The organism is Methylophilus sp. Q8, assembly GCF_000800115.1.
Classification (GTDB): Bacteria; Pseudomonadota; Gammaproteobacteria; order Burkholderiales; family Methylophilaceae; genus Methylophilus.
The window spans coordinates 2592161-2603107 of the sequence record NZ_JUHE01000001.1; the positions used below are offsets into that span (position 1 = coordinate 2592161).

The 10947-nt window shown below is 50.0% G+C and carries 9 protein-coding genes and 1 tRNA gene; 4 read left to right on the forward strand and 6 right to left on the reverse strand.

The genetic code is table 11. The features are described 5' to 3' along the window. Positions 1-12: 12 nt before the first annotated feature. From clpX to GQ52_RS12270, 5 genes are all read right to left on the reverse strand, one after another. Positions 13-1302 carry an ATP-dependent Clp protease ATP-binding subunit ClpX gene (clpX, locus tag GQ52_RS12250; RefSeq protein WP_019882240.1) on the reverse strand — a complete coding sequence of 430 codons (1290 nt, stop codon included), beginning with the start codon at positions 1300-1302 and terminating at the stop codon, positions 13-15. Between the two features lie 27 nt (positions 1303-1329). Then, positions 1330-1977, reverse strand: a complete 648-nt coding sequence (gene clpP, locus GQ52_RS12255) for an ATP-dependent Clp endopeptidase proteolytic subunit ClpP (RefSeq protein ID WP_019882239.1) — start codon at positions 1975-1977, stop codon at positions 1330-1332. Between the two features lie 3 nt (positions 1978-1980). Continuing rightward, positions 1981-3291, reverse strand: coding sequence for a trigger factor (tig, locus tag GQ52_RS12260; protein ID WP_047518084.1), 1311 nt, complete (start codon positions 3289-3291; stop codon positions 1981-1983). A 303-nt stretch (positions 3292-3594) separates the two neighbouring features. Then, positions 3595-3969 (reverse strand): RidA family protein, encoded by a 375-nt coding sequence (locus tag GQ52_RS12265; protein ID WP_019882237.1) that lies wholly within the window; start codon positions 3967-3969, stop codon positions 3595-3597. Between the two features lie 100 nt (positions 3970-4069). Further along, positions 4070-4154, reverse strand: a tRNA-Leu gene (locus GQ52_RS12270). Between the two features lie 146 nt (positions 4155-4300). Between GQ52_RS12270 and GQ52_RS12275 the strand changes: the two genes are divergently transcribed. From GQ52_RS12275 to GQ52_RS12290, 4 genes are read left to right on the forward strand one after another with little or no spacing between them, the layout of a single operon-like run. After that, positions 4301-4537, forward strand: coding sequence for a hypothetical protein (locus GQ52_RS12275; RefSeq protein WP_189524813.1), 237 nt, complete (start codon positions 4301-4303; stop codon positions 4535-4537). Between the two features lie 45 nt (positions 4538-4582). Further along, positions 4583-6001: a TolC family protein gene (locus GQ52_RS12280; RefSeq protein ID WP_047518086.1), complete on the forward strand. Its 1419-nt coding sequence runs from the start codon at positions 4583-4585 to the stop codon at positions 5999-6001. Then, entirely contained in the window at positions 5998-7062 is a 1065-nt protein-coding gene (locus GQ52_RS12285) for an efflux RND transporter periplasmic adaptor subunit (protein ID WP_047518088.1), read from the forward strand. The genes GQ52_RS12280 and GQ52_RS12285 overlap by 4 nt, the downstream gene beginning before the upstream one ends. Positions 7063-7098: 36 nt before the next feature. After that, complete coding sequence (locus GQ52_RS12290; RefSeq protein ID WP_047518090.1) at positions 7099-10236, forward strand: efflux RND transporter permease subunit; 3138 nt, start codon at positions 7099-7101, stop codon at positions 10234-10236. 31 nt (positions 10237-10267) lie between these two features. Here GQ52_RS12290 and GQ52_RS12295 read toward each other — a convergent pair whose 3' ends face one another. Next, the gene (locus GQ52_RS12295) at positions 10268-10939 is read right to left on the reverse strand and encodes a hypothetical protein (protein WP_047518092.1); all 672 of its coding nucleotides are present in this window, start codon (positions 10937-10939) and stop codon (positions 10268-10270) included. Between the last annotated feature and the right edge of the window lie 8 nt (positions 10940-10947).

Genomic DNA, 10947 nt, shown 5'->3' on the forward strand with positions numbered 1-10947 from the left:
TGCAAGGGGGATTTAGTTTGCGTTTTCAACGCGTTTTTGCGCATCCTGATAAATCAGAATTGGTTCGGAAGTGTGTTCAATCACGCCAGCATCTACAATCACCTTAGCCAGGCCCTTGAGTGATGGCAATTCATACATGAGGTCAAGTAATGAATGTTCCATGATAGAACGCAAACCACGTGCACCGGTTTTACGCTCAAGCGCTTTTTTAGCGATCAAAAGCAGTGCGGAATCTTCAAACTCCAGCTCCACACCTTCCATCTTGAACAACTTCATATACTGTTTGGTCAATGCATTTTTCGGCTCAACCAAAATCGTCATCAAAGCCGCCTCATCCAGAGACTCCAGCGTTGCCACCACTGGCAAACGACCAATAAACTCAGGAATCAGGCCAAACTTGATCAGATCTTCTGGCTCAACTTCGCGCAGGACTTCGCCAACAGCACGCACATCTTCTTTACTCTTCACTTCAGCGCCAAAACCAATGCCGCCTTTTTCCGAGCGATGACGAATGACTTTTTCCAGACCATCAAATGCACCGCCGCAAATGAACAGGATGTTAGTCGTGTCCAGTTGCACAAATTCCTGGTTAGGATGTTTGCGGCCACCTTGTGGTGGTACAGAAGCAATCGTGCCTTCGATCAGTTTCAGCAAGGCCTGCTGCACGCCTTCACCTGACACATCACGCGTAATAGATGGGTTGTCAGATTTACGGGAAATCTTGTCAACTTCATCGATATAGACAATACCGCGCTGCGCTTTCTCAACGTCGTAGTCACACTTTTGCAGCAATTTCTGCATGATGTTTTCAACGTCTTCACCCACATAACCAGCTTCAGTCAACGTGGTGGCATCGGCCATGACGAATGGCACATCCAGCAGGCGTGCTAACGTTTGTGCCAGCAAAGTTTTACCTGAACCCGTTGGCCCGATCAGCAAAATATTGCTTTTTTGCACTTCGATGTCATCTTTACCGGTCTGATTGGCGTCAGACAACGGGTTGTAACCCAGGCGCTTGTAGTGGTTGTATACCGCCACGGCCAGATTCTTTTTCGCCTGTACCTGACCAATAACGTATTGATCCAGAATCAGGCAGATTTCTTGTGGTGTCGGCAGTTTTTTATCTGCGGACTTGATTTCGTTCAGGCTCTGGATTTCTTCGCGGATAATGTCGTTGCACAAATCAACGCATTCATCGCAAATGAATACAGAGGGGCCAGCAATCAGTTTTTTGACTTCGTGCTGGCTTTTGCCACAAAACGAGCAATATAAAAGCTTTTCGCTATCAGATTTGTTTGCCATGCTATTCCCCTGCTGGTTGCTCGCTGATTAAACAGCGCTACGTGCGGCAATCACCTGGTCTACCAGACCATAAGCCTTGGCAGCGTCAGCACTCATAAAATTGTCACGATCGGTATCGTTGGCAATAGTTTCAATATTTTGACCCGTATGATGAGCCATGATGCCATTCAATTTGTCTTTGAGGTACAAAATCTCTTTGGCGTGAATCGCGATATCAGACGCCTGGCCCTGGAAACCGCCCAGTGGCTGGTGAATCATCACGCGAGAGTTAGGCAGGCAAAAACGCTTGCCCTTGGCGCCTGCAGTCAGCAAAAATGCACCCATGCTGGCCGCCTGGCCAATACACAAAGTGCTCACGTCCGGCTTGATAAACTGCATGGTGTCATAAATTGACATACCGGCAGTCACAGAGCCGCCTGGAGAGTTAATGTATAAGGAAATATCCTTGTCTGGATTTTCTGCCTCAAGGAACAACAGCTGCGCCACTACCAGGTTGGCTGTCATATCATTGACAGGACCCACCAGGAAAATGACGCGCTCTTTGAGTAATCTTGAATAGATGTCATACGAACGCTCACCGCGGCCACTTTGCTCAATGACCATTGGGATATAGCCAAGCCCTTGCGGCTCCATTCTTTGTTGCATCATGCCCTCGTTCGCGTTCATATAATTCATGGTTTAAGCACCTGCCATCATCAATTCATCAAATTTAATTTTTTTGTTAGTGACTTTGGCTTTATCCAGCACCCAAGCCACTACATTCTCTTCTGTTGCCAAGGCTGCAGGCTCATCCAGACGTTTAACATCTGCATAATACCAGCTGACCAGCTCATCAGGCTTCTCAAAGCTTTGCGCAAAGCTATCAACCATCGCACGTACTTGATCAGCTGACGCTTGCAAGTTATTAGTATTCACCAACTCAGTCAATACCATGCGCAATTTGGCGTTACGTTGCGCCTGTGTTTCAAACACAGAAGGCTCCATCGGCACTTGCGCTGGATCTACACCACGTTGGCGCAGGTTTTGTGCCGCTACTTGCATCAGGCGGTTGGTTTCAGCGGACACAATCGCTTTTGGCAATTCGAAGCTGGTTTCATCCACCAGGGCCTGGAATACAGACTCTTTGACACGCGCTTTGATACGCTTGTCAACTTCTTGCTCCAGACTTTGTTTGATTTCAGACTTCATGGTGTCAAGGTTACCGTCTTCCACGCCCAGGTTTTTAGCAAACTCAGCGTCGATTTCAGGATAAACCGGTTGTGACACGGACACAAACTTCACGTCATAAGTCACTGTTTTACCTGCCAATTGTGCAGGATTGTGATCAGCCGGGTAAGTAATATCGAATGATTTCTCAGTACCAGCTTTACCACCGATCAAGGCATCATCAAACTCTTTGACGCGGCCTGGCTCACCAATCACCAGGTCAATACCACGATCGCCTGTGCTTTCAACCTGTTGACCATCGATAGAAGCCGCCAATGTGATATTAATACGATCCGCTTTTTTAGACGCACGTTTCACAGGCTCGTAACTGACGCGCTGCTTCACCAATACATCCAGTGTTTTTTCTACGTCAGCATCAGACAATTCCAGTGCCGGGCGCTCGATTTTCACTTTGCTCAGATCACCCACGGCTACTTCCGGGAAAATCTCAAAAGTAGCGATGTATTCAAACTCTTCTGCAGCATCTTTAAATGGCAGGTGTTCAATATTCGGGAAGCCAGCAACACGCAGCTTGTTCTGCTCAACAGCATCGCCAAAGCTGGTCTCAACCGCTTTGGAGTAAACCTCGTCACGCACCTGATCACCATAGTGCTGATTAACCAGGCCAATAGGCGCTTTGCCCGGACGGAAACCAGAAAATTTGGCTGTACGAGAAATTTGCTGTAAACGTTGTCTGATTTGCCCTTCCAGCGGAGCTAAAGGGACTTTGATAGTCATGCGACGTTCCAAGTTGCTGACTGTTTCAACAGATACTGCTGCCATGCTGAACTTCCTGTAAAAATCGTTTTAATAACGATGGGTTATGTAAGTAGACGCCTGCTTGTGCGTCTTAATAAATGTTTAAACACAACCTGACCACACTCTAAAGGCTTTTAATGGCGATCAAATTATGAAAAAAGAGCCTAAAAATATAACACAAGTCTCAATTGAAATAAACTTCAAGCCGATGCCTATGCAATAAGCGTATCACTTCGCTTCATCAAATAGAACGAAGCTCGCCAAAAAGCCTGTGTTTAAGTGTTATATGGCGCCAGAAAAACAGACTTCAAGCACCACTTGCCAGCATTATTTTAAAGCAACAATAGCTTCAATTTCCACCAATACATCGCGTGGCAACTTGGCCACTTGCACAGTAGAGCGCGCAGGCGTATGTGTCACAAACGCTTCAGCGTAAATCTGGTTCATCGCAGCAAAATCATCCAGATTTTTAAGAAACACCGTTGTTTTAACCACTTGCTGCAAGCTACCGCCCGCGGCTTCAATAATTGCTTGCAGATTTGCCAACACCTGGCGGGTTTGTGTCACGATGTCACCATCATTCAAACTGCCGTCCGGACGCAATGCAATCTGGCCAGAGGTATAAAGAATATTACCGACGACAACCCCTTGCGCATAAGGGCCAATCGCAGCGGGTGCATTTGGTGTTTGTACAATATTCATATGTCATCTCTTTCTGCTCATTATCCAACGCTAAAAACAATAAAGGCCTCCTGCAACGGAAGCCTGTTATTTCGTTCATGCACCACCCGATTATATAAGGTGGTGCGAAAGGAGAGACTCGAACTCTCACGCCTCGCGGCGCTGGAACCTAAATCCAGTGCGTCTACCAATTCCGCCACTTTCGCATCTTGCCAGCCAACACCGACAATTCGCTATTATAGCCCATTTTTAAGCGATTCCACAAACTTGGGGCGTTCACATTGACAAGCCTGACGTTCAACTGCAAGATGCTGGATTAAAGATCATAAAGAAGTTGTTGATGGGACAGGATATGCATTCAGCCGAAGAAAATATGCTTAGAGCGGAACTTGAGCTTTTAATGCGAGAGCGTGAGATTTTGCTCAAAATTACTGGTGTGGCTGCCGGTTTAATCGCAGAACTCAATACAACCGACTTACCGATTCGCACAGTCGAAGCAGCGGATTTGCTGGCAACCACCATCAATCAGTTGCCAGAAGAACTGTTGCAAGACGCGCTGGATGCTGTCCACGCGACCATCGTCGAATAAATTCTCGCCGGGTGCTGGTGTGTGTGCACCAGCCCTGCAAACGCCATGCGTCTGCTCGCCTACCTTTCCCCGCTGCTGTTAACGGCGTGCGGCATTGCCTTTCAGGCCAAGCCTATTCCACAGCAACAGAATATTGATGCCATTCAACAGGCAACGCCTGCTGCAGATGGTTTTAAAACCTTTATTGAATCTCAATCGCCACCCATGCCGTGGCCGATTAATGCGTGGGATCTGGATAGCCTGACGCTGTCAGCGCTCTACTTTCACCCTGCCCTCAAAGTCGCCAAATCTGACTATGCCGTGGCCTTGGCAGGGATTACCAGCGCTGGTTTGCGCCCGCAAGTCGGCCTGAATGGCCAGTTATCGCACAGCAACCGTGCCAATGGTGATATTAATCCTTGGTCTTACGGTTTGCAGGTGGATCTCCCGGTGATTACCGCCAACAAGCGGCAGATCAATATCGACATTGCACAATACCAGGCCGACATTGCCAAAATAATGATTTCGGAAACTGCCTGGACTTTACGGCAGCAACTGAGCCTGGACTTAATTTTGCTGGCTGAGCAACAAGCCATGCAAGGCAACCTGAGCAGATTGCAGAAAGCCCAGCAGACACTGCTTGCCGCCTACCAGAAGCGGCTGGACTATGGTGTAGCGGGCAAATCAGATGTACTGCCCATCCGCCTGCAACATGACCAATCCGCCTGGCAATTACAGCAACTGACCTTGCAAATCAGGCAAACCGAGCAAAAGATTCTGCATGATGCCGGCCTGACCGAGCAACATAATCTGCCACTTAATATCGCCCCACTTCAGTTGTCGCAGATATTGAAAGCACGCTTTGCACAGTCGCAGGCCTACGCAGATGCGTCCACCATCCAGAATACCGCTTTAACCAACCGCATGGATATCCAGCGCGGGCTGGCGCAATATGCAAAAGCAGAATCACAACTCCGATTGGAAATGGCCAAGCGTTACCCGGACCTGTCACTCAACCCGGGTATGATTTACGAGTATGGTGACAAAATCTGGTCTTTGGGTATCGGCACTATGCTTAACCTGCTCAATAAATCTTCTGACCTGTGGGCACATGCCGAGCAGGTGCGACAGAATGAAGCGGTTCGCTTTTATGCCTTACAACACCAGGTCATCCAGCTTTCCGAGCAGACCTTTATCAAGTATCGCGACGCTGCCAAGCTGTTGGTAACATTAACCCATGAATATGAACAGCAATCAGGTCGCAAAGTGCAACTGGAAAAACAGTGGCATCAAGGGCTGATCGATAAAACAGAATACCTGCAAATAGAAATTCAGTTTTATAGTGCACAACAGCGCCTGATCACGCAACAGGCCAATGTCATGCGTGCATTGCAGGAGATTGAAAATGTGATGCAAAAACCGATTGCACTATCACAACGCGCAACGGCTTCTGCCAACCAGCAACAAGAGGCGCCAGCAAAATGAATAAAAAAGCACTCTGGATCATCGGGGCCCAGATTATTTTAATTGTCATTCTGATTTGGGCCATCGTGTTTGTCGGCCGCGATGAATATGAGTCGATTCAAGATGACACCGAAGAAGAAATTGAAGGACCGGTGCGCGTCACTGAGCAAAACGGCCTGCAAGTGGTGCAACTCAATCTGGCGACACAAAAAAACAGCGGCATCAGTGTGCAACCATTACAGCCCTATGATTACCACGGCAATATCAAAGTGCTGGGTTCTGTGATGTCAATTCAAACCTTGGTCGACTACAACAGCCAATATCAATTACTTAAATCACAACTGGCGCTGGCTGAAAGTGTGCTTCCCAACCACCAGTTGCAATATCAACGCTATAAACATCTGAATGAAGACGACAAGAACGTCTCTGATAAAGCCGTGCAGGAAGCACAGGCATTGGTGATTAACGACCAGACCCAGATCAAAACCGCACAGGCACAGCTGAAAGCACTCACCGACACCATTATTGCGCAATGGGGCCAACCACTGGCCATGCTGGTGACGCAGCACCCGTCACCCGGCCCACTGCATGAGTTGCTAATGCAAAAGAAAGTGTTGGTGCAGGTCAGCTTCCCGCTCAACTTCAAGGCGCCGGAGGGCAACTCCAGCCTGTATATTTCACCTATTCAAGATGAAATTGCGCCGATTAAAGCCGATTATGTGTCGCAATCCATCCAGACCGACATCAGCAATATTGGTAAAACCTACTTCTATAGTGCGCCAGCAGACTATTTGCGCGTCGGTATGCGTGTCAATGTCGTGCCAGCACAATCTTCTTCAGCCACCATGAAAGGTGTCATTGTGCCTAACCAGGCCATTGCCTGGCATGGCGGCATGGCCTGGATTTACGTTAAAACCAAGCCGGATACCTTTTTGCGCAAACCAGTCGCCTCTGATATTGAGCTGGACAATGGCTGGTTTGATAACAGTATCGCGCCAGGCACTGAAGTGGTGACCCGTGGCGCACAGCTATTGTTGTCAGAAGAATTCAAGTTTCAGATCAAAAATGAAAATGAAGACTAAGCTGAGAATGCGAATAAACCATAGAGGCCTGCAAACATGATGGCGGCACTGGTCAGGTTTGCCATCCGCTTTTACGGCGTGATGATCGGACTCGCCCTGCTGGTCATTGTTTATGGCGCCTACAGCCTGACACAGAGCGACCTCAACGTATTCCCGGAGTTTGCCCCAACGCAGGTGGTGATTCAAACCGAGTCGCCAGGACTCTCGGCTAGCTTGGTCGAGAAACTGGTCACGCAGCCGATTGAAAATGTCATTTCGGGAGCGATCGGTATTAAAAGCCTGCGCTCGCAGTCGATCCCTGGTCTGTCTATTATTACGGTGATTTTTCAGGATAAATCAGACATTTACCGTAACCGGCAAATCGTCGCCGAACACCTGAATATGCTGGGCAGCCAGTTGCCGCCCGGCATTGTGCCCAATATCACCCCGCTCACCTCCTCGGCCAGCACGGTGATGGGCATCGGCGTCACGTCGGACAAGTTGTCACTGATGCAGCTACGCACGCTGGTGGATTGGCATTTAACACCACACTTAATGGCGATTCCCGGCGTCGCTGATATCAACGTCTACGGCGGCGAAGTGCGCCAGTTCCAGATCAAGATTGATCCGCGTAAACTGATGTTGTATCAATTGAATGTGCAAGACGTCGTCAATGCGGCCAGCCGTGCCACCGGCGTACGTGGCGCAGGCTATATTCAAAACGACAACCAGCGCATTATCCTCAACAGCCAGGGCCAAACGACAACACCACAGCAATTGGCTAATATCACGCTTCTGCGTAAACTGGGCCGTACCATCCGCATCAGTGATGTGGCAGAGGTCGCCGAAGGGGCTGCCCCTTCTATCAGCGCAGCGGCCATCAATGGCCATCCCGCGGTCTATTTATCAGTACAAGGCCAACTGGGCGCCAATGTCTATGCGTTGACCAAGCTGCTGGAACGCAAACTGGCAGATATCAAACCCAGCCTGACCGCGCAAAAAATCACCCTGCAGGAAGGCTTGTTCCGTCCGGCCAACTTTATTGAAACCGCCATACACAGCTTGCGCACGGATATTTTAATCGGCTCATTCCTGGTGGTGCTGGTGCTGTTTGCATTCCTGTTTAACGTGCGTACTGCAGTCATTTCAGCAACAGCGATTCCATTGTCGTTGCTGACCGCGATTGTGGTGCTGTATCAATACGGCGTTGGGCTGAACATTATGGTATTGGGCGGCCTGGCCATTGCCTTGGGCGAAGTGGTCGACGATGCCATTATTGATACGGAAAATATTTTCCGCCGCCTGCGCGAAAACCGTTTACTGGCGCAACCGCTGCCTGCGGCGCAAGTCGTGTTCCGTGCTTCCATGGAGGTCCGCAGCTCCGTGGTCTATGCCACCATTATCGTGGCACTGGTCTTTTTACCATTGCTGACCTTGTCTGGCGTGGCGGGCAAATTATTTGCCCCTTTGGGCTACGCGTATATTTCAGCCATCCTGGCCTCACTGGTGGTTGCCCTCACCCTCACGCCCGCGCTTTGCTACGCCTTGCTGGCCAACGCACCATTGCAAAATGAAGACTCACCGGTGTTGCGCTGGCTGAAACAGCGCTACGTGAAACTGCTGCACCAGATTGAACATCGCTACCAGTTGATCCTGATGACCAGCTTCGTTTGTATCGCGCTGGGCCTCGCGATTCTGCCTTTATTCAGAAGCCAGTTTATCCCGGCGCTGCGCGAAGGCCACTATATCCTGCATATGACAACGGTGCCTGGCACCTCGGAAATACAATCACTCAAGCTGGGCAACCAGGTCACCAAAGTACTGCTGGAGATTCCTGGCGTGAAAAGTGTGGCGCAATGGGTAGGCCGCGCGCCTAATGCCGCCGATACGTTTGGCACGCATTACAGTGAGTTTGAAGTCGAAATTGGCACCGTATCCGGCAAAGAGCAAGAGCGTATTTTTCACGATATTCGCGAAGAACTTGCCGGCGAAACAGAGGATGACGATGATGATGGCAAAGTCGAACTGGGCTTTGTCGGTGCCAACTTTGCCATTAATACCTTTTTAACCGAGCGCATTGAAGAAACCATTTCAGGCTACGCCGCAGGCCTGGTGATTAATATTTTTGGCCAGGACCTGGATGCGCTGGACAGGGATGCCCAGAAAGTTGCCAACCTGCTTGGCAGCATCCGTGGCGTGCGCGATGTCATGGTGCAATCGCCGCCAGAAACGCCTGAGATTGTGATTCGCCTCAAACAGGAAAAACTGGCACTATGGGGTTTGCAACCCTTGGACGTGCTGGACACGGTCAAGGCCTGTTATGAAGGTGTCCCGGTCAATCATGTGTTTATGGGCAACCGCTCCATCGGCGTCAGCGTACTGCTTAATGATGCCTCGCGCGACGATATTGCAGACATGCGCAATATCCCGATCTTCAACCCTGAAGGCCAAATGCTCAAATTGTCCGATGTCGCCTATGTGGCGCAAGAAGGTGGCCGCTCCAAGATTCTGCACTCGGGTGCCAAACGTATTCAAACTATCACGGCCAATATTGTTGGTCGCGACCAGGGCTTATTGCTCGAAGACATACGCAGTACTTTGCATAAAAAACTGCAATTAAACAGCGGCAACTACCTCGAGTTTTCTGGTGAAGCAGAAGCCAATGCGCAATCGCGGCAAGACTTGATTATTCACTCGCTGGTGGCTGGCGTGGCGATTTTTCTTATGCTATATATCGCCTTCGGCCGCTTGCGTAACCTGATGCTCACGTTCGCCAACCTGCCGTTTGCGCTGATTGGCGGCGTGGTAGCCACCTTCTTTACCGGTGGCTGGATTTCGGTCGGCACACTGGTGGGCTTTGTGACCTTATTCGGCATCACGCTGCGCAACTCCATTATGATGGTGTCGCACTTTCAGCACCTGGTGGATGTAGAGGGCTATGAGTGGAATCTTGATACCTGCATCCGTGGTGCCTCTGAGCGCTTGCCATCAGTATTGATGACGGCATTGGTGACAGCCTTGGGTCTGTTACCGCTGGCGATTGGCAGTGGGGAACCGGGACGGGAAATTGAAGGGCCGATGGCGACGATTATTGTCGGTGGCCTGATTTCTTCCACCATCCTCAACTTGCTGATTTTACCGACCATCATGCTGCATTTTGGCCGTTTCGAGAAAAGTGATGCAACAGTCTCCTGAGGTGGTTAAATAAGCACTTTAAGCGAGCTTGTTACTCGCTTTGCAAGAGGCGGTCTTTTAACAGCTTGGCCATTAAGGCTCCCCCGGCAAACCCCTGCTCAAACAGCGCATACTCGCTTTGATGCACCACATAAGTCTGGAATTTAGCCTCTGCGAGCAAGCCAGATAAGCCCTGATCAACAATATCCATGGACTGCAACGCTTGCAGCCCTAGAGGCATCTGCCCATCTAGCAATCTGTCGTCTGATTTGACCAGCAATACATATTGCGCCTCCAATTGCCAGGCGAGCCATGCAGCCAGGCTATCAGAGGTCACATCCCAACTTTCTGCCAGCACATGTTCATTGGCAAACGTGGTATTTAGCGCCATCTCGCTAGGCAGCCAGACCAGTCCGCGATGCTGCCAGCCGCTTTCTGCAATTTCAAGTGGATTTCGTACCAGCGCAAGCTCAGGCACCATGGCCACCAGGCTGCGCGCCATTTGATCCATGGCATAGATGGCCAGTGCATGCGCTTGCTGATCATCGATATGGCCGTCCGGGTGTACTGCCCGCATACGCTGAAAATCACGCACGGCATCAGCATACAAGCCGCCGCCAGGCACAATAATGACTTTGCCATCGCCCCAACGGACAACCAGTCGCAGCCACTGTACCAGGCTGTCGTAGTGTGTCACGCTACCCCCTAGCTTGATCACCCACATAGGCACGT

Excerpts from the sequence above, each read along its gene's own strand:
- GQ52_RS12280 (WP_047518086.1), top strand. The coding sequence starts at position 4,583 with ATGCGTCTGCTCGCCTACCTTTCCCCGCTGCTGTTAACGGCGTGCGGC.
- clpX (WP_019882240.1), bottom strand. The coding sequence starts at position 1,302 with ATGGCAAACAAATCTGATAGCGAAAAGCTTTTATATTGCTCGTTTTGT.
- clpP (WP_019882239.1), bottom strand. The coding sequence starts at position 1,977 with ATGAATTATATGAACGCGAACGAGGGCATGATGCAACAAAGAATGGAG.
- GQ52_RS12285 (WP_047518088.1), top strand. The coding sequence starts at position 5,998 with ATGAATAAAAAAGCACTCTGGATCATCGGGGCCCAGATTATTTTAATT.
- GQ52_RS12295 (WP_047518092.1), bottom strand. The coding sequence starts at position 10,939 with ATGTGGGTGATCAAGCTAGGGGGTAGCGTGACACACTACGACAGCCTG.
- tig (WP_047518084.1), bottom strand. The coding sequence starts at position 3,291 with ATGGCAGCAGTATCTGTTGAAACAGTCAGCAACTTGGAACGTCGCATG.
- GQ52_RS12290 (WP_047518090.1), top strand. The coding sequence starts at position 7,099 with ATGATGGCGGCACTGGTCAGGTTTGCCATCCGCTTTTACGGCGTGATG.
- GQ52_RS12265 (WP_019882237.1), bottom strand. The coding sequence starts at position 3,969 with ATGAATATTGTACAAACACCAAATGCACCCGCTGCGATTGGCCCTTAT.
- GQ52_RS12275 (WP_189524813.1), top strand. The coding sequence starts at position 4,301 with ATGCATTCAGCCGAAGAAAATATGCTTAGAGCGGAACTTGAGCTTTTA.